This window comes from Flavimobilis sp. BM9 (assembly GCF_058313055.1).
The window spans coordinates 444,874-462,094 of the sequence record NZ_JBZEMO010000001.1; the positions used below are offsets into that span (position 1 = coordinate 444,874).

A 17,221-nucleotide genomic window follows, 5' to 3' on the forward strand; every position below is an offset into this window, starting at 1 on the left:
GGTCGGCGGCTCGGGAGCTACTCCCGGGCCGCCGATTTGGTCGCCAGCGCGTAGTTCCGTACAGTTGAGGTACCGACGCGGGGTGGAGCAGCTCGGTAGCTCGCTGGGCTCATAACCCAGAGGTCGCAGGTTCAAATCCTGCCCCCGCTACAGATCGAGTCGACAGACTCTCGACCGTGGCCCTCACAGATGTGGGGGCCACTGTTGGTTCCCGCCCGCTGCAGGCGGGCGCCTGTTTCCCGCCGGCTGCGGGCGCCGCCGCAGAGAGGTGTGAGGCGGCCGACATCCCGCCAGGTTGGTGTTCGCCTGAGAACCCCGTAGGGTGGTGGTTACCGACGCGGGGTGGAGCAGCTCGGTAGCTCGCTGGGCTCATAACCCAGAGGTCGCAGGTTCAAATCCTGCCCCCGCTACGAGAGAAGGGCCTGTGATCAGCTGATCACAGGCCCTTCGGCATCTCGGGAACACCCCGCGAGGCTCGTGACGGCGATAGCGTCGAGCCATGCACGTCATCCTCATCCCGGGTTTCTGGCTCGACGCGAGCTCCTGGTCAGTCGTCACCGAGGCGCTCGAGCGCGCCGGGCACGTCGCACGCCCCCTGACCCTTCCGGGGCTCGAGTCCGTCGACGCGGACCGCAGCGGCATCGGCCTCGCGGACCACGTGGCCGCCGTCGTCCGGGAGATCGACGCCGCGGGCGTGCCGGTCGTGCTCGTCGGGCACTCTGGCGGCAGTGCGATCGCGCACGCTGCCGCGGATGCGCGGCCCGACGCCGTCGCGCGCGTGATCCACGTGGACGCAGGCCCGCTGGGCGACGGCGAGGCGATCAACGACGAGCTCCCCGTGGTCGACGGGGACGTGCCGCTCCCACCCTGGGAGCTGTTCGACGACGAGGACCTCGTCGACCTCGACGACCGTCTGCGCGCCGAGTTCCGCGCGCGGGCGGTCCCGCAGCCGCGCGGCGTCGCGCAGGATCCCCAGGTGCTGCGCGACGAGCGTCGGTTCGGTGTGCCCGCGACGATCGTCGCGTGCGAGTTCTCGGGAGAGCTTCTCGCCGGCCTGGTCGCGCACGGGCACCCGATGGTCGCGGAGCTCGCCCGCATGACGGACGTCGAGTACGTCGACCTGCCGACGGGTCACTGGCCGCAGATGACGCGACCCGACGACCTCGCGACGGTGATCGTCGAGGCGGTCGACGCGTCCTGACGCGCAGCCTCAGGCCTCGGTGAGCGCCAGCTCGGCGACGAGCAGGGTGTCGAAGCCGTCCGACCACGTCGTCGAGCGACGGAGCCGGAACCCGTGCGGGGCGGCCGCTGCGGCGAGCCCTTCGGAGGTGCGGAGAGCGTCGCATCCGAAATTGGACCTTCGTCCGGCCGTCACGGCACGTCAGGGGCGTGCGCCGGCCCTGGGGCGGCGACCGGCGCCGGGTCGGGCTGCGCCGCGGGCAGGCGCACGGTGGCCTGCGTCCCGCTCGTGCCGTTCGACGTGAGGTCGACCGTGCCGCCGTTGCGCGTCACGAGGCTCCGCACGAGCGTCAGGCCGAGACCCGCGCCGGGGACCTTCCGCGAGGACGCGCTCGAGCTGCGGTAGAACCGGTCGAACACCCGGTCGAGGTCCTCGCGCTTGATCCCGACGCCCGTGTCCGTGACCGTCAGGACGACGTCGTCCGCGCGCTGCGCCACCTGCACCGCGACGAGCCCGCCCGCGGGCGTGAACTTGATCGCGTTCGTCACGAGGTTCGTCACGACGCGAGAGATGTCGTTCGGAGCCACAAGGGCGCGCACCGGTCCACCAGCCAGCAGCTGGAGCGTCACGTCACGTCGGTGAGCCGACGGCGTGAGCTCCTCGACGACGTCCGCTGCGAGGGCCCGCAGGTCGGTGGGGGAGGCGACCGCCCGGCCCTGCGCGCCCGCGCCGACCGTGAGGAGGTCCTCGACCAGGTTCCGCAGCCGCAGGGCGTTGCGCTCGAGCACCTCGAGATGGCGGCGCTGCTCCTCCGTGACGTCCGTCTCGTCGACGAGCAGCTCGACGAAGCCGAGGATGCTCGTCACGGGCGTGCGCAGCTCGTGGCTCACCGTCGAGACGAAGTCGTCCTTCTGCTGGTTGAGGTCGCGCAGGTGCTCGGCCGCGGCGCGCTCGTCCTCGAGGGCGCGCAGCATCGCAGCGTCTGCCCGGCGCTGCTGCGTCACGTCGATGAGCTGCGCGGTGAGGAGCGCCTCGCCGTTGCCGCGCGGGGCACGCGTCAGATGCAGCTCGAGGTGACGCCCGCCCGCGGCGTCGAGCTCGGCGGAGACCTCGCCGCGGGGGGACATGCGCACGGAGTCGATCGCGTCGATGAACGCCGAGCGTCCCGCCGTGTCGAGGGGCAGGAGCGGCAGCTCGGGCTCCTCACCGTCGACCTCGTTCAGCAGGTCGCGGCGCACGAACGGGACCTCGGGCAGGAGCCGCGCGGCGAGCCGGTTGCTCTGGAGGACCTGGATCCGGTCGGGGGACAGCTCGTTCATGATGATCATGCCGAACTGGGCGTCGACGATCCCGCCCTGGAGGATCTGCTCGCGCTCGGCGAGGTGGTCGCGAAGGTGCCGCCGCTCCTCCTGCGTCACGGCGAACGCGAGGATCGACACGCCGTAGGTCAGCAGGAACACCTGCATGACAGACAGCTCGACCCCGGGGTCGGGCATGCCGTCCGCCGTCGCGAACGGTCCGCCACCGAGCGCGGTGAGCGTCGTGACGGCCGTCGCGACGAGGAGGAGCTGCACGGCCACGTGCCGCGTCGAGAACAGGAACGTCGCCCACACGAGGAACGGCATCGGCAGGTAGGTGAGCGGAAGGTGGATGCCGGGCCAGAACACGAGGAGCACGACCGCGAGGAGGAGCGCCACCTGGACGACGTGCCGAGGACCGCGCCGCGCCGCAGGGTGGTCGCCGCCGATGACGACCGGCACGATGATGAGGATCGCCGACGCGTGGCTCGTCACGATCGTGAGCAGCGCCCGGACGGGCACCTCGCCCGTCACCGCGAGGAACCCGACGGCGCTGACCGCCGAGCCTGCGAGCGCACCGAAGCACGCGCCGACGAGGAGGCGCAGCAGGTCGTTCATCGTCACCAGCGCGGGCGTTCGGCGCCCGCGCATGAGCACGAGGACGGCGACACCCGCCTCGACCGCGCTGGCGACCCCGTGCCCGGCCGCCAGGACCGGGTCTCGGTGCGCGAGGACGTTCGCGACCATCGTGACGACCGCGACGTCGGCCAGGCCTAGCCAGCGCAGCTCGCGCGGGAGGGCGAGGACCGCGAGCACGGCGACACCGGCAGCGGGCCACCACAAGGACACGGGCCCGCCCCGGGCGAGGCTCGCCGCCCCGGATCCGAGCGCGAGCGCCACCGCGAGCAGCGCGACGTGCAGCAGTGCCATCTGGGAGCGCGTCCGGGTGTGCATGAGCAGGCTCGTGGGCATGTGCCCCCCCTCGCGTGGAAGTCGTTCCCGTTGATTATGCTGGGAGGACACCGTCGCCGACGACCTCCCAGGCCGGGCGGTCGGGCGCAGGACGAGGAGCTGGAGCATGGCACGCATCCTTGTCGTCGAGGACGACATCGACATCGCCGCCCTCGTGGCGCACAAGCTCAGGTCTGCGGGGCACGACGTCGCGCAGGTCGAGGACGGTGACGCGGCTCTCGCCGCGATCCGCGCGCAGCGCCCCGACCTGGTGGTGCTCGACTGGATGATCCCCGGGCCGGACGGCATCGCCGTGTGCGAGACGGTCCGCGCCGACCCGGACCTTGCCGGGACCCGCATCCTCATGCTCACCGCGAAGGCGCAGGAAAGCGACTTCGAGCGTGCCTTCCGCTCGGGCGCGGACGAGTACATGCAGAAGCCGTTCAGCACCCGCGAGCTCGTCGTGCGAGCCGAGTCGATCCTCGCGCGGACCTGATGGGAGTTCTCGACGCCACGGCGGCGACGCTCGTCGCGGTCGCCGCCGCCGTCGTCGTCCTCATGCTCCTCATCGCGGGGACGCGCGCGGGGACGACGCTGAGCAGACGGCGCGAGCAGCGCGCCCGCGCGGAGGTGCTGCCGGTCGTCCTGGCCGTGACCGACGGTGAGGACCCGCCGCTGCCGTCAGGGCGCAGGCTGCGCACGATGATGGGGCAGGTCGCCGCGTCCATGTCCCACAAGGTGCGCGGGGCAGACCGCGAGGCGCTCGGCGCGTGGCTGCGCGAGCACGGCTTCCTCGAGGAGGCGCGCCGCGGCATGAGGTCACGCAGCGCCGTCCGCCGCGCGCGGGCCGTCCAGCTCTACGTCGCCGCGGCGCCCGGCGGAGATCCCGGACCGGTCGTCGGGCTCTTGCGCGACCCGCACGCGGGCGTGCGCGCGACCGCCGTGCAGGCCCTCGGCCAGGCGCGCGCCGCCGAGGCCCTGCCCGCCCTCGTGCACGCCGTCGCGGCGCGCAGGGCGGGCGTGACGATGAGCGGCGTGGCGATGGCGATCGTCCAGGCCGCGCCGACGCGCGCGGACCAGCTCGACGCCGCGTGGACCTCCCCGGACCCGCGCGTGCGCAGGCTCGCGGTCGACGCCGCGGGGTACCTCGGCCTCGCTGACGCGCGGACGCGCCTCGAGGAGGCGCTCGCTGGCACGGACCCGACCCTGCGGCTGCGTGCCGCGGTCGCGCTCGGGCGGATTGGCTCGCCCGCGTCCGTACCCGCGCTCAGCGTCGCCCGGTCCCGTGCGGCGCTCGGCAGCGCCGAGCGCCGCGAGATCGATGCGGCGCTCGCACAGCTCGGCTCGACGGGGAGGGGCGCATGACGGCGCTGACCACGATCGTGACCGTCGTAACGGCCGTGCTGGTCGTCTACTACCTGATCTACAACCTCGTCTACATCCTGCTGGTGGTGCGGGCCGGTGCCGCGATCACCGACGAGGTGGCGTGGCCCGCGGAGCTCACGCAGGCGCTCACGTTCGCGAACCCGCTCGCTCCCGGCGTCTCGGTGATCGTGCCTGCGCACAACGAGGAGGCGGTGATCCGCGAGTCGGTCACGGCGCTGCTCAGGCTGCGCTACCCGCGCACGGAGGTCGTCGTCGTCGACGACGGCTCGCGGGACCGTACGGCCGCCATCCTGATCGAGGTGTTCGACCTCGTCCCGGACCGCCTGGCCGTGTCCGAGTCGATCGAGCAGGAGGGGGCGACGACCGAGACGCTGCGCTCGCGGACGAACCCTGGCCTCGTGCTCGTGCGCAAGGAGAGCGTGGGGCGCCGGTCGGACGCCGTGAACGCGGGGCTGCGTGTCGCGTCGCACGAGCTGGTCTGCATGATCGACGCGGACTCGATCCTGGACCCGGACGCGCTCCTGCACGTCGTGCAACCGTTCATCGACGACGACAGGGTCGTCGCGGCCGGAGGGGTCGTGCTCCCGTCGAACGGTGCGCTCGTGCGCGACGGGCGCATCGTCGCGACGCGCGTGCCGCGCAGCCTCGTCGTGCGCACGCAGGTCCTCGAGTACCTGCGCGCCTTCCTCGTGGGCAGGTCCGGCTGGTCGAGCCTCAACGGGCTGCTCATCATCTCGGGGGCGTTCGGGATCTTCCGCAGGCAGGCGGTGGTCGAGATGGGCGGCCTCGACGCGACGTCGCTCGCGGAGGACGCCGACCTCGTGGTGGGCCTGCACCGCATGATGCGGGACCGTGGCGTGCCGTTCCGGATCGTGTTCAGCCCCGAGCCGGTCTGCTGGACGGAGGTGCCCGACCGGGTGTCGGTGCTCAAGCGCCAGCGCGAGCGGTGGTCGCAGGGCCTCGGCGAGCTGCTCTGGAAGTACCGGAAGATGATCGGTCGCCCCCGGTACGGCGTGCTCGGCGTCATCACGATGCCGTACTTCGTGCTGTTCGAGCTCGTGGGGCCGTTCATCGAGCTCGTCGGCCTCGGGGTCGTGGCGGTCGGGCTCGTGACGGGAACGCTGCCGTGGTCGCTCCTGTGGATGTACGTCGGTGCGTCGGTCCTCCTGGCGACGCTCGGCTCGCTCGCGGCGATGCTCGTCGAGGAGGTGTCGTTCGCGCGGTATCCGCGCACTCGCGACGTCGCGGCGCTCCTGTGGGCAGCGATCGCGGAGCCGTTCTGGTTCCACTTCGTGCACTCGTGGTGGCGCGCCGTCGGGGTTCTGCGGGCCCTGCGCCGCAAGGAGTCCGAGTGGGGCGAGATGACTCGAGCGGGCTTCACGCAAGCCTGATCGCCGACCGTGGGACGGTCTCCGGAGGCCTGAGCGCCCTCGGCTACCATCCGAGGCGTGGTCCACGTCCAGATCCCCGGCTCCAAGTCCATCACCGCGCGCGCCCTGCTGCTCGCGGCCGCTACGGGCGGCGAGACCACGCTGGTCGACCCGCTGCTCTCCGACGACACGGAAGCGTTCGTCGAGGGACTGCGCGCGCTCGGGTACGCCGTCGAGCAGGGGACCCGGACGACCGGTGACGTGACGAGCAGCGTGTGGACGATCCACGGCTCGGCGACCGGCCCGCAGGTCGACGACGTCGCGTTGTTCTGCCGCGACGGCGCGACGACGGCACGCTTCCTGCCCGCGCTCGCTACGACCGGCACGGGCACCTTCCGCTTCGACGCGTCCGACCAGATGCGCCGCCGCCCCATGGCGCCCCTGACGGACGCGCTCGCGGCGCTCGGTGCGCAGCTCGAGTTCCCGGGCGAGCCCGACCACCACCCCGTGACGGTCGTGGGGACGGGCGCCCTGCCTGGCGGGACGGTCACCCTCGACGCGGGCACGTCGTCACAGTTCCTCACCGCGCTCCTGCTCGTCGCGCCGCTCGCGCGCGACGGCATGACGATCGAGGTCACGGACCTCGTCTCGGTCCCGTACGTGCGGATCACCACCGAGATGATGCGCGCGTTCGGCGTGGAGGTCGAGGTCGACGGTCGCACCTATCGCGTCCGCCCGCAGCCGTACGTCGCGCGCGAGTACGCGATCGAGCCCGACGCGTCGTCGGCCAGCTACTTCTTCGCCGCCGCGGCCCTCCTCGGCGAGAGCGTCACCGTCCCGCACCTCGGCGCCGGCGCCCTGCAGGGTGACCTCGCGTTCGTCGACGTGCTCGAGCAGATGGGCGCGCACGTCGAGAGGACGCAGGCCGCGACGACGGTCACGGGCACCGGCACCTTGCGCGGCCTCACGGTCAACATGCGTGACATCTCCGACACGATGCCGACGCTCGCCGCGATCGCGCCGTTCGCCGACGGGCCGGTGCGCATCGAGGACGTCTACAACACCCGGGTCAAGGAGTGCGACCGCCTCGAGGCGTGCGCCTCGAACCTGCGCCGCGCGGGCATCCGCGTCGAGACGGGGCACGACTGGATCGAGATCTACCCCGGCGAGTACCAGCCGGTGCACGTCGAGACGTTCCGCGACCACCGGATCGCGATGGCCTTCTCGATCGCAGGCCTGCGCGCCGAGGGGGTCACGCTCGACGACCCGGCGTGCGTGAAGAAGACCTTCCCGGCGTTCCACGACGTGCTCGCCGACACGGTCGCGCGCCTGCGCGGCTGACCGTCCCGAGGGCCCGACGGCCCAGGCTCACGCCCGGCGCCGGTCTGCTGCCCGCAGGAAGACCTTGCGCAGCTCGGTGACCCACAGGACCGTGCTCGCGAGGCCGACGCACACGAGCCACTGCATCCCCGTGAGGGGCGCGGTGCCGAACGCCTCGCCGAGCGCCGGCACGTTCACGACGACCACCTGCAGCACGACGGCGAGGATCGTCGCCCCCCACAGCCAGCGGTTCGCGAACGCCCCGTGGAACGCGGAGACGGTCTCCGAGCGGGCCGCGAACGCGTTGAAGAGCTGCGCGAGCACGAGCACCGTGAACGCGGCGGTGCGCGCGACCTCGAGGGTGCCTGCACCGGCGACGGCGGCGGGTGCCTCGACGAGGCCGCCTGGCAGGACGAGGTCGATCGCGAGCAGCGACACGGCACCCATGACCGCGCCGACCACGAGGACGTCGCGCCACATGCGCCCGTCGATCACGCGCTCGTCGCGGCGCCGCGGGCGGCGCGCCATCATGTCCTCGGTCGCCGGGTCCACGCCCATCGCGAGCGCAGGGCCGGTGTCCGTGAGCAGGTTGATCCAGAGGATCTGGGTCGCGAGCAGCGGCAGGACGAGCGTGCCGTCGTCGCTCGCGAGGCCGATCACGCCCGCGAGGACGACACCGAAGAAGACGGTCGCGACCTCACCCATGTTCGACGACAGCAGGAAGCGCAAGAACTTGCGGATGTTGTCGAAGATGCCGCGTCCCTCGCGGACGGCGTCGACGATCGTGGCGAAGTTGTCGTCGGCGAGGATCATCGTCGCGGACTGCTTCGAGACCTCGGTCCCCGTGATGCCCATCGCGACGCCGATGTCAGCGGACTTGAGGGCGGGCGCGTCGTTGACGCCGTCACCCGTCATCGCGACCGTCTCGCCGTCGGCCTGGAGCAGGTCGACGATCTCGATCTTGTGCCGCGGGGCGACGCGCGCGTAGACCGAGACGTCGCGCACGGCCTGCGCCTCGGCGTCGGGCCCCTGGGCGGCGACCTCGTCGAGCTCGGTCCCCGTGAGCGTTCGCGCCCCAGGCTCGACGATGCCGAGGTCGCCGGCGATGCGGCCTGCGGTGCGCGGGTGGTCGCCCGTGATCATGACGATGCGGATCCCGGCGCGGTGCGCCTCGGCGATCGCCGTCGCGGCTTCCGGGCGCGGCGGGTCGATGATGCCGACCATGCCGACGTAGACGAGCTCGCGCTCGAGCTCGGCGAGCGCGTCGTCGTCGAGGCTGTCGGCGACGTCGGGGAGCGGGCGGTACGCGACCGCGAGAGTGCGCAGCGCCATGTCGGAGAGGCGGTCGACGTGCGCGAGCACGCGCCCCCGCGCCGCGTCGTCGAGAGGGACGACGTCGTCGCCCACGCGCTGGTGCGTGCAGCGGTCCAGGAGGACGTCGGGGGCACCCTTCGTGACGAGCGCATGGTCGGCGGCGTCCGGCGCGGAGTCCGCCTCGAGCGTCGACATGATCTTGCGCTCCGACGTGAACGGCACCGTGCCGACCCGTTCGAAGCGTGCGGTGCGGGTCTCGGTCGTGCCGAGCTTGCGCTCGGCGACGTGGAACGCGACCTCGGTCGGGTCGCCCTGCGCGACCCAGCGGTCGCCGTCGCGGCGCAGCGACGAGTCGTTGGCGAGGGAGCCGCCGCCGAGGACCATCGCGACCTCGAGGAACAGCTCGGTGTGCGTGCCGGGGGTCAGGGGTGCGTCGTCGTCGGGGACCCTGACCTGGCCCTCAGGGGCGTACCCCTCGCCGGTGAACGTCACCTCGCCCGACGCTGTCACGACACGCTCGACCGTCATCTCGGAGCGGGTGAGCGTCCCGGTCTTGTCCGAGCAGATGACCGTCGCCGAGCCGAGGGTCTCGACGGACGACAGCTTCTTGACGATCGCGCCCCGCTTGGCGAGGCGTTGCACACCGAGCGCGAGCACGACCGAGAGGATCGCGGGAAGCCCTTCGGGGACGGCGGCGACGGCGAGCGAGACGCCGAGGAGCAGGACGGTCACGAGGCCGTCGAGGGTGCGGACGTGCGACGTCGCGAGGATCGTCACGACGACGACGAGCGCGATCACGACGACGACCACGCCGAGCATCCTGCCGACGCCGGAGATCTCGCGCTGCAGGGGCGTCGGCTCCTCGACGGTCGACGCGAGGAGGTCGGCGACGTGACCCATCTCGGTGCGCATCCCGGTCGCCGTGACGACGGCGCGCCCGGACCCCTGCGCGACGGCGGTGCCGGAGAACACGAGGCACAGCCGGTCGCCGAGCGCCGCGGGCGCAGGCAGGGTCGCGGGGTCCTTGAGCACGGGCTCGCTCTCGCCGGTGAGCGATGCTTCGGCGATGCGCAGCGCGGCCGCCGACACGAGGCGCGCGTCGGCGGCGACCGTGTCGCCCTCGCCGAGCACGAGCAGGTCGCCGACGACGACCTCGGCCGCGGGGACCGACCTGGTCTCGCCGTCGCGCACGACCGTCGCGTGCGCGGCGCTCATGTCGGCGAGCGCTGCCACCGCCGCCTCGGCGCGCGCCTCCTGCGCATAGCCGAGCACCGCGTTCGCCATGACGATGACGGCGATGACGATCACCTCGAACGGGACGCCCTGGGCGCCCTCGACGAGCCATGCGACGAACGACACGGCGATCGCGACGAGGAGCAGCACGACGAGCGGGTCGCGGAGCTGGGCGAGCACCTTGCGCCATGCGGGCACGCGGTCCGGGGGAGCGAGCTCGTTCGCGCCGTCGCGGGCGAGCCGCGCTGCCGCCTCGACCGAGGGCAGGCCGGTGGCGAGGTCGGTGCCGAGACGGCGCGCGACGTCGTGCGCGTCGACGACGGAGACGTCCGCGATCTCGGTGGTCGAGGGATCGGGGCTCATGCCCCCAGTGTCTCGCCCGAGCGCCGTGGGCGCTCGGGTCGCACGACCCGCGCGGCCGCAGCGGAGCGGGTGGCGGGCGGTCTGGCGGCGGTGCGGGGAGCCGGGGCCCAGGGCTACGCTGAATCATGGCTCGCTACTTCGACGTGCATCCTCGTGACCCGCAGGCGCGGTCGATCGCGCAGGTCGTCGCGCTCCTCCAGGACGACGCCGTGATCGCCTACCCGACCGATTCCTGCTACGCGCTCGGTTCCCGCATCGGCAACCATGACGGTGCCGACCGGATCCGCAAGATCCGCGGCCTCGGTCCGGACCATCACTTCACGCTCGTGTGCGCGGACTTCGCGCAGCTCGGCCAGTTCGTCCATGTGGACAACAAGGCGTTCCGTGCGGTCAAGTCGGCGACCCCCGGCCCCTACACGTTCATCCTGCCGGCGACGAAAGAGGTGCCGAGGCGCCTCGCGCACCCCCGCAAGAAGACCGTCGGTGTGCGCATCCCGAGCCATCCCGTCGTGCGGGCGCTGTTGAGCGAGCTCGGTGAGCCGCTGCTCAGCTCGACGCTCATCCTGCCCGGTGACGAAGCCCCGATGACCGAGGGGTGGCGGATCAAGGACGAGCTCGACGCGGTGCTCGACGCGATCGTCGACGACGGAGAGGAGTGCGGCACCGAGCCGACGACCGTCGTCGACTTCTCGGACGGCGACCCTGTCGTGGCACGTGCGGGTGCGGGGGACACGACGCGCTTCGAGTAGCCCCCGGGACCTCCGTCCCGGGAGGTTAGCCTTACCTCAGCGTTACGTTCGGCGCATGGACCTCGTGGACCTTCCCGTCGGAGCGACGGCGCGCATCGCCTCGGTCGACGTCGGTGCGGGCGCCGACGTGACCTTCCGGCTGGGCGAGCTCGGGCTGCGCCCGGGTGCGACGGTCCGCGTGCTCAACCGTGCCGCTTTCGGCGGTCGCGTGCTCGCGCTGGGCACGCCCGGAGCGAGCGCGTCGCGCGGGGTGACGACCGGCACGCGGCTCGGCGTCGACGGGCCCACCGTCCGCGCGATCCGCGTGCACCTCCCCGCCGAGGCCTCATGAGCTGCCACGAGCCCGCGGGAGCACCGCAGGCGCGGACCCTCGACGTCCCGACGGTCCTCCTCGTCGGCAACCCGAACGTCGGCAAGTCGACGCTCTTCAACCTCCTCACCGGCGCACGTCAGCACGTCATGAACGCCCCCGGCACGACAGTCGAGCTGCACCGCGGCACGTGGAGCGCAGACGACCGCCCGGTGCGGCTGACCGACCTGCCCGGCACGTACTCGCTCCTCGCGCGGTCGCCCGACGAGGAGGTCACCGCGGCCGCCGTCGCCGACCGCGGGCCCGACCGTGCCGACGTCGTCGTCGTGCTCGTCGACGCGTCCGCCCTGCCGCGCTCGCTGTACCTGCTCGCTCAGGTCGCGGAGCAGCACGTGCCGGTCGTCGTGGCCGTGACGATGAACGACGTCGCCGCGCGCGCAGGCGCGCCCGTCCCCGCCGTCGCGCTCGCGGAGACGCTGGGCGTGCCGGTCGTCGCGATCGACCCGCGCCGCGGCCGCGGAGGAGACGCGCTCGCCCGCGAGGTGCGGCGCGTGCTCGACGGCGCGGCCACGGCCGGTCCGACGGACACGTCCAGCACCACGTCCCTCGCGGCGCTCGTCGCGCGCTCGGCCCCCGAGCGCGCCGAGCCCCGGCAGCCGGTCTCTCTCGAGGCCGAGCTCGCGCACGCCGACGTGCTCTTCGCCTGGGTCGACGAGGTGCAGCGTGCGGTCGTCGACGTCCCTGAGACGGCTCGCCCGAGCGTCACCGACCGCGTCGACCGGTGGCTCCTGCAACCGTGGGTCGGCCTGCCCGTCCTGCTCGTGGTCATGTGGCTCGCGTTCCAGGTCGCGACGTCGGTCGCCGCGCCGCTCATGGACCTTGTCGACCGGGCGGTGGGCGGCTGGTTCGCAGGGCTCCTCGCCGACGTGATGCCAGGGCCGGCATGGCTCGAGGGGCTCGTCGTCGACGGCCTCGTCGCGGGCCTCGGCACGGTCCTGTCGTTCGCGCCGCTCATGGGGATGATGTTCGTCGGCGTCGCGCTGCTCGAGGACTCGGGCTACCTCGCCCGGGCCGCGTTCGTCGCCGACCGTGCGATGCGCGCGATCGGTCTCGACGGCCGCGCGGTCCTGCCGCTCGTCGTCGGGTTCGGGTGCAACCTGTCGGCGCTCGCCGCGACCCGCACGCTCCCGGATGCCCGGCAGCGCACGCTCACGGCGTTCCTCGTGCCGTACACGTCGTGCGCGGCGCGGCTGACCGTGTACGTGCTCCTCGCGGGGGCGTTCTTCCCCGACCACGCCGGCACGGTCGTGCTCGCGATGTACGTCGTGTCGGTGCTCATGGTGGTCGTGGTGGGCCTCGTGCTGCGCCGCACGGTCTTCCGGGACCTCGGCCGCGAGCCGCTCGTGATCGCGCTGCCCGCCTACCAGCGGCCGCGGCTGCGGGCGCTCCTGCTGTCCGCGGGCAAGCGGGTCGAGGCGTTCGTGCGCAAGGCGGGGACGATCATCGTCCTGACCCTCACGGTCGTGTGGCTCCTGCAGGCTGTCCCGGTCACGGGCGAGCACCAGGTCGCGGACGTCCCGGTGGGGGACAGCGCGTACGGGTGGGCGGCGCAGGCCGCGGCGCCGGTGTTCGGGCCGGCCGGCTTCGGGGACTGGCATGCGACGGCGGCGCTCGCGACGGGCTTCGTCGCGAAGGAGGTCGTCGTCGGGGCGTTCGCACAGTCGTTCGCGGTCGACGAGCCGCAAGACCCGGCAGACGGCGGGAGCCTCGCAGAGCGCCTGCGCGCGTCCTTCGACGAGAGCTCCGGTGGCCACGGCGCAGTCGCCGCGATCGCGTTCCTCGTCTTCGTCCTGACCTACACGCCGTGCCTCGCGACGGTCGCCGAGCAGGCCCGCCTGCTGGGCGCGCGCCGCACGGCCGTCGCGGTCGCGATCCAGCTCGTCACGGCGTGGCTCCTCGCGGTCGCGGTGTTCCAGGTCGGGAGGCTGTGGTGGTGACGACCAGCCAGGGCTTCGTGGCCGACGTCGTCGCACGCGCCGGGGAGGGGGCGACGGCGCGCCGGATCGCCGCGGACCTCGGCGTCGATCCCGGTGCGGTCGACGCGGCGCTCGACCTCGCGCGCCGGCTGGGCCTCGTCATGGTGTCCGGGCGCACGTCCGCGGACGGCTGCGGGTCCTGCCCGACGGCGTCGTCGCCGCTCGCGTCGGTCGCGTGCGCAGGGTGCCCCTTCGCCGGGTGAGGCTCACGCGAGCAGGTCGGCGGTCTCCGGGTAGAGGGCGCGCCGGAGCGGGTCGTAGTGGTGGGTGATCGAGCGGCGCAGGGCCTCGGCGTCGCCCGCCTCGGCGGCGGCGAGCATCTCGCCGTGGGCGTGGACGGTCTGCGTGATGTCCTCGGGGACCTGGACGCCGAGCCGTGGCAGCACGGCGGTGTGCACGTCCCAGAACGCGGTCACGAGCTGGGCGACGAGCGAGTTGTCGAGCCGCGAGAGCATGAGCGCGTGGAACTGGCGGTCCTCCTCGGTGAACGGGAGGCCCTGGGCGGCGAGCTCGTTCATCGTGTCGACGAGCGCGGAGATCTCGGGGTTCGTCGTGCCCTTGAATGCGGCCGCGACCTTGTCGGCGAAGGCGAGGTCGAGGGCCTGACGCACGTCGAGCACCTCGCGGAGCGCGTGGAGGTCGTCGCCGGGGCTCAGGACCCCGCGGAAGACGAGGGCCTCGACGAGGGCGTCGAGGGACATCTGCCCCACGAACGTGCCGTGGCCGTGGCGGACCTCGACGATGTCGAGCGTCGCGAGGGTGCGGACGGCCTCACGGACGCTTCCTCGTGAGACGCCGAGGAGCGCGCAGAGCTCTGCCTCGGTCGGCAGGGGGTCTCCTGGTCTCAGCCCTTGGGTGAGGATGAAATCCTTGATCTGTGCGGCGGTCGAGGATGCGCGCGACATCGTCGGGGTGGGGTGCGCTGGGCTCTGTTGCCGGGTCGGAGTCATTCGTGACCTATCTGTGACGGACATCTCTCTTGCTCCTCTTGGTTCGCCATCGTACGGTCTAGCCTATAGATCAGACATCATACGTCCGATCTTCCCAACGGAGGAGTAGCTTGTGAGCAGATCAACGTTGATTGGAGCTCGCCGCACACCGGTCGCGATCATCGCCCTGGCGGCGTCCGCGTCCCTCGTGCTGTCGGCCTGCGGCGGCGGCGACACGACCCCCAGCAGCTCGGACGCCCCCGGAGCGGCCGCGGGCGAGATCAACCCGGACGCGACCATCGAGGCCGGCATCTCATACTCGTTGAGCGGCGGGTTCGACCCCATGGTCACCACGGGTGCCGTGACGGTCGCGGCCAACTGGCACACGCTCGAGGGCCTGACCGAGCTCGACCCGGTCACCCGCGAGGTCTACGCGGCGCTCGGCGCCGACATGCCCGAGCAGACAGGCGACACGACGTACGAGGTCGACCTGCGCGAGGGCGCCGTCTTCCACGACGGCACGCCCGTCACGACGGACGACGTCGTCTACTCGTTCGAGCGCGTCCAGGACCCCGCGAACTCCTCGCTCTACGCCGGCTTCATCACGTTCCTCGACAAGGTGGAGGCCGTCGACGAGGACACGGTCAAGATCACGACCAAGTACCCGTTCAGCCTCCTCGCCGAGCGTCTCTCGGTCGTCAAGATCGTCCCGAAGGCCCTCGTCGAGTCCGACTACGAGGCCTTCAACTCGATCCCCGTCGGCACCGGGCCCTACAAGCTCACGAGCGCGACGCCGGACGACAAGATCACGTTCGAACGGTTCGACGCCTACACCGGCCCCCGCCCCGCGAAGGCCGCCGGCATCACGTTCAACCTGCTCTCCGACTCCGCCGCGCGCGTCACGGCGCTCTCGTCCGGGACGATCTCCGCGATGGAGTCCGTCCCGTACATCGACGTCGACGGGCTCGCCAACCAGGTCGACGTCGAGACCGTCCAGTCCTTCGGGCTGCTCTTCATGATGTTCAACACCCAGAAGGCGCCGTTCGACGACGTCCGCGTGCGCCAGGCGTTCTTCTACGCGCTCGACATGGACAAGATCATCAACACCGGTCTCCTCGGCAACGCGAAGGCCGCCACCGGCTTCCTGCCCGAGTCGCACCCGAACTACCACCAGGCGTCGACCGTCTACACGTACGACCCGGCCAAGGCCAAGGCCCTCCTCGCGGAGGCCGGCGTCAGCAACCTGAGCATCAACCTCATGACGACCGACACGGACTGGGTCGCGGACGTCGCCCCACTGATCAAGGAAGACCTCGACGCCATCGGCGTGAGCACGACCCTCGACATCGGGCAGTCCGGCGGGCAGTACACCAAGGTCGACAACGGCGACCTCGACGTCATGGTCGCTCCCGGTGACCCGTCGGTCTTCGGCAACGACCCCGACCTGCTCATGCGCTGGTGGTACGGCGACAACGTCTGGTCGCAGTCCCGCTACCGGTGGAACGAGACGAGCGAGTTCGACGAGCTCACCAAGCACCTCGACGCCGCCGTCGAGGCGACCGGCCAGGAGCAGCAGGACTCCTGGAACGAAGCGTTCGACCTCATCTCGGAGGAGGTCCCGCTCTACCCGCTCTTCCACCGTCAGCTCGCGACGGGCTGGAACAGCGACGACCTGGTCGGGTTCCGCCCGATCGGCCTCACCGGACTGTCCTTCCTGGACGTCGGCGTCGCCAAGTAGGACGACGTGAACCGGTGCGGGGGCGGGTCTTCCCCCTGGGCCCGCCCCTGCACCCCCGAACCATCCACGAACTAGGAGGCACGAGCATGGTCGCTCTGCTCCGGCTCATCGGGCGAAGAGCTCTCGTCCTTCCCTTCATGATCCTCGGCATCACCTTCCTGGTCTTCTTCGTCATGCAGTTCTCGAAGATCGACCCCGCCATCACCGCCCTCGGCGAGGGCGCCTCGCTCGAGGCCCGCGCAGCGTTCCGCGCGGCGAACGGCCTCGACGACCCGCTCCTCGTCCGCTACGGGAACTTCCTCGTCGGACTCGTCCAAGGGGACCTCGGGACGTACAGCGCCCGCCAGATCCCCGTCGTCGACGAGGTCGCCAAGGCTCTTCCTCTCACCCTGCAGCTGACGTTCATCGGGCTCGCCGTCGCCGTCGTCGTCGCGCTCGTGCTCGGTGTCCTCGCCGCGGTCTACCGCGACCGCTGGATCGACCAGGTGGTCCGCGTGATCTCGATCGCCGCGGTCGCGACGCCGTCGTTCTGGCTCGCCGTCCTGCTCATCCAGGGCTTCACGCTCGGGCTGGACCTCCTGCCCGCGTCTGGCGCGCTGCCCGCGATCTCGGAGGACCCCGGCGCGTACCTCGCCCGGATGATCCTCCCCGCGCTCGCCCTCGCGATCCCCGTCGCCGGCTCCCTGACGCGCGTCGTGCGCACCTCGACCGTCGAGGAGCTCGACAAGGACTACGTCCGCACCGCGATCGGCGGTGGCATCCCCAAGGTCGTCGTCGTCGCGCGGAACGTGCTGCGCAACGCGCTCATCACCCCGGTGACCGTGCTGGGCCTGCGCGTGGGCTACCTCATCGGCGGAGCGGTCGTCATCGAGATCATCTTCGCGCTGCCGGGCATGGGGACCCTCATCCTCAACGGCGTCACGAACAACGAGCCCAACCTCGTGCAGGGAGTCACGCTCGCCGTCGCCCTCGCCTTCGTGATCGTCAACGTCGTCGTCGACATGCTCTACGTGCTCATCAACCCCCGGATCAGGACGGTGTGAC

15 protein-coding genes and 2 tRNA genes are annotated in these 17,221 nt (G+C 72.0%); 13 read left to right on the forward strand and 4 right to left on the reverse strand.

From position 1 onward, the window contains the following. Nucleotides 1-76: 76 nt before the first annotated feature. The 3 genes from AC4F3Q_RS01925 to AC4F3Q_RS01935 all read left to right on the forward strand — a co-directional run bounded on the left by AC4F3Q_RS01925 (nucleotide 77) and on the right by AC4F3Q_RS01935 (nucleotide 1,201). Nucleotides 77-150: transfer RNA gene (locus tag AC4F3Q_RS01925), tRNA-Met, on the forward strand. A 186-nt stretch (nucleotides 151-336) separates the two neighbouring features. Continuing rightward, nucleotides 337-410, forward strand: a tRNA-Met gene (locus AC4F3Q_RS01930). Between the two features lie 89 nt (nucleotides 411-499). Beyond that, a complete protein-coding gene (locus AC4F3Q_RS01935; protein WP_491038500.1) occupies nucleotides 500-1,201 on the forward strand; it encodes an alpha/beta fold hydrolase in 702 nt (233 codons plus the stop codon). Nucleotides 1,202-1,210: 9 nt separating this feature from the next. Here AC4F3Q_RS01935 and AC4F3Q_RS01940 read toward each other — a convergent pair whose 3' ends face one another. Together AC4F3Q_RS01940 and AC4F3Q_RS01945 are read right to left on the reverse strand one after the other, a co-directional pair. Then, nucleotides 1,211-1,375 (reverse strand): hypothetical protein, encoded by a 165-nt coding sequence (locus AC4F3Q_RS01940; protein WP_491038501.1) that lies wholly within the window; start codon nucleotides 1,373-1,375, stop codon nucleotides 1,211-1,213. Continuing rightward, a complete protein-coding gene (locus tag AC4F3Q_RS01945; protein ID WP_491038502.1) occupies nucleotides 1,372-3,450 on the reverse strand; it encodes an ATP-binding protein in 2,079 nt (692 codons plus the stop codon). Before AC4F3Q_RS01945 ends, AC4F3Q_RS01940 begins: the two co-directional genes overlap by 4 nt. A 106-nt stretch (nucleotides 3,451-3,556) precedes the next feature. On the opposite strand from AC4F3Q_RS01945, the gene AC4F3Q_RS01950 reads away from it, so the two are divergent. Genes AC4F3Q_RS01950 through aroA form a run of 4 tightly spaced genes read left to right on the forward strand, consistent with a single transcriptional unit; the run spans nucleotide 3,557 to nucleotide 7,526 of the window. Further along, the gene (locus AC4F3Q_RS01950) at nucleotides 3,557-3,925 is read left to right on the forward strand and encodes a response regulator transcription factor (RefSeq protein ID WP_491038503.1); all 369 of its coding nucleotides are present in this window, start codon (nucleotides 3,557-3,559) and stop codon (nucleotides 3,923-3,925) included. Then, complete coding sequence (locus tag AC4F3Q_RS01955) at nucleotides 3,925-4,794, forward strand: HEAT repeat domain-containing protein (RefSeq protein ID WP_491038504.1); 870 nt, start codon at nucleotides 3,925-3,927, stop codon at nucleotides 4,792-4,794. Before AC4F3Q_RS01950 ends, AC4F3Q_RS01955 begins: the two co-directional genes overlap by 1 nt. Further along, nucleotides 4,791-6,206: a glycosyltransferase family 2 protein gene (locus AC4F3Q_RS01960; protein ID WP_491038505.1), complete on the forward strand. Its 1,416-nt coding sequence runs from the start codon at nucleotides 4,791-4,793 to the stop codon at nucleotides 6,204-6,206. The genes AC4F3Q_RS01955 and AC4F3Q_RS01960 overlap by 4 nt, the downstream gene beginning before the upstream one ends. A 57-nt stretch (nucleotides 6,207-6,263) precedes the next feature. Then, nucleotides 6,264-7,526 carry a 3-phosphoshikimate 1-carboxyvinyltransferase gene (gene aroA / locus AC4F3Q_RS01965; RefSeq protein WP_491038506.1) on the forward strand — a complete coding sequence of 421 codons (1,263 nt, stop codon included), beginning with the start codon at nucleotides 6,264-6,266 and terminating at the stop codon, nucleotides 7,524-7,526. A gap of 27 nt (nucleotides 7,527-7,553) precedes the next feature. Here aroA and AC4F3Q_RS01970 read toward each other — a convergent pair whose 3' ends face one another. Then, nucleotides 7,554-10,415 (reverse strand): cation-translocating P-type ATPase, encoded by a 2,862-nt coding sequence (locus AC4F3Q_RS01970; protein WP_491038507.1) that lies wholly within the window; start codon nucleotides 10,413-10,415, stop codon nucleotides 7,554-7,556. Nucleotides 10,416-10,540: 125 nt separating this feature from the next. On the opposite strand from AC4F3Q_RS01970, the gene AC4F3Q_RS01975 reads away from it, so the two are divergent. Genes AC4F3Q_RS01975 through AC4F3Q_RS01990 form a run of 4 tightly spaced genes read left to right on the forward strand, consistent with a single transcriptional unit; the run spans nucleotide 10,541 to nucleotide 13,713 of the window. After that, the gene (locus AC4F3Q_RS01975; RefSeq protein WP_168446143.1) at nucleotides 10,541-11,164 is read left to right on the forward strand and encodes an L-threonylcarbamoyladenylate synthase; all 624 of its coding nucleotides are present in this window, start codon (nucleotides 10,541-10,543) and stop codon (nucleotides 11,162-11,164) included. A 55-nt stretch (nucleotides 11,165-11,219) separates the two neighbouring features. Then, the gene (locus tag AC4F3Q_RS01980; protein WP_491038508.1) at nucleotides 11,220-11,495 is read left to right on the forward strand and encodes a FeoA family protein; all 276 of its coding nucleotides are present in this window, start codon (nucleotides 11,220-11,222) and stop codon (nucleotides 11,493-11,495) included. Next, entirely contained in the window at nucleotides 11,492-13,471 is a 1,980-nt protein-coding gene (gene feoB, locus AC4F3Q_RS01985; RefSeq protein ID WP_491038509.1) for a ferrous iron transport protein B, read from the forward strand. The genes AC4F3Q_RS01980 and feoB overlap by 4 nt, the downstream gene beginning before the upstream one ends. Next, a complete protein-coding gene (locus AC4F3Q_RS01990; RefSeq protein WP_491038510.1) occupies nucleotides 13,468-13,713 on the forward strand; it encodes a hypothetical protein in 246 nt (81 codons plus the stop codon). Before feoB ends, AC4F3Q_RS01990 begins: the two co-directional genes overlap by 4 nt. A gap of 3 nt (nucleotides 13,714-13,716) precedes the next feature. Here the strand turns inward: AC4F3Q_RS01990 and AC4F3Q_RS01995 are convergent, their stop codons facing one another. Next, a complete protein-coding gene (locus AC4F3Q_RS01995; protein WP_491038511.1) occupies nucleotides 13,717-14,415 on the reverse strand; it encodes a FadR/GntR family transcriptional regulator in 699 nt (232 codons plus the stop codon). Nucleotides 14,416-14,587: 172 nt separating this feature from the next. Between AC4F3Q_RS01995 and AC4F3Q_RS02000 the strand changes: the two genes are divergently transcribed. Both AC4F3Q_RS02000 and AC4F3Q_RS02005 read left to right on the forward strand, forming a co-directional pair. Beyond that, nucleotides 14,588-16,177, forward strand: a complete 1,590-nt coding sequence (locus AC4F3Q_RS02000) for an ABC transporter substrate-binding protein (RefSeq protein WP_491038512.1) — start codon at nucleotides 14,588-14,590, stop codon at nucleotides 16,175-16,177. Between the two features lie 86 nt (nucleotides 16,178-16,263). Continuing rightward, nucleotides 16,264-17,220, forward strand: coding sequence for an ABC transporter permease (locus tag AC4F3Q_RS02005; RefSeq protein ID WP_491038513.1), 957 nt, complete (start codon nucleotides 16,264-16,266; stop codon nucleotides 17,218-17,220). Nucleotide 17,221: the final 1 nt, after the last annotated feature.

Coding starts and splice junctions, on each gene's coding strand:
- AC4F3Q_RS01935 (WP_491038500.1), top strand. CDS start 500: ATGCACGTCATCCTCATCCCGGGTTTCTGGCTCGACGCGAGCTCCTGG.
- AC4F3Q_RS01945 (WP_491038502.1), bottom strand. CDS start 3,450: ATGCCCACGAGCCTGCTCATGCACACCCGGACGCGCTCCCAGATGGCA.
- AC4F3Q_RS01950 (WP_491038503.1), top strand. CDS start 3,557: ATGGCACGCATCCTTGTCGTCGAGGACGACATCGACATCGCCGCCCTC.
- AC4F3Q_RS01955 (WP_491038504.1), top strand. CDS start 3,925: ATGGGAGTTCTCGACGCCACGGCGGCGACGCTCGTCGCGGTCGCCGCC.
- AC4F3Q_RS01960 (WP_491038505.1), top strand. CDS start 4,791: ATGACGGCGCTGACCACGATCGTGACCGTCGTAACGGCCGTGCTGGTC.
- AC4F3Q_RS01970 (WP_491038507.1), bottom strand. CDS start 10,415: ATGAGCCCCGATCCCTCGACCACCGAGATCGCGGACGTCTCCGTCGTC.
- AC4F3Q_RS01975 (WP_168446143.1), top strand. CDS start 10,541: ATGGCTCGCTACTTCGACGTGCATCCTCGTGACCCGCAGGCGCGGTCG.
- AC4F3Q_RS01980 (WP_491038508.1), top strand. CDS start 11,220: ATGGACCTCGTGGACCTTCCCGTCGGAGCGACGGCGCGCATCGCCTCG.
- feoB (WP_491038509.1), top strand. CDS start 11,492: ATGAGCTGCCACGAGCCCGCGGGAGCACCGCAGGCGCGGACCCTCGAC.
- AC4F3Q_RS01995 (WP_491038511.1), bottom strand. CDS start 14,415: ATGTCGCGCGCATCCTCGACCGCCGCACAGATCAAGGATTTCATCCTC.
- AC4F3Q_RS02005 (WP_491038513.1), top strand. CDS start 16,264: ATGGTCGCTCTGCTCCGGCTCATCGGGCGAAGAGCTCTCGTCCTTCCC.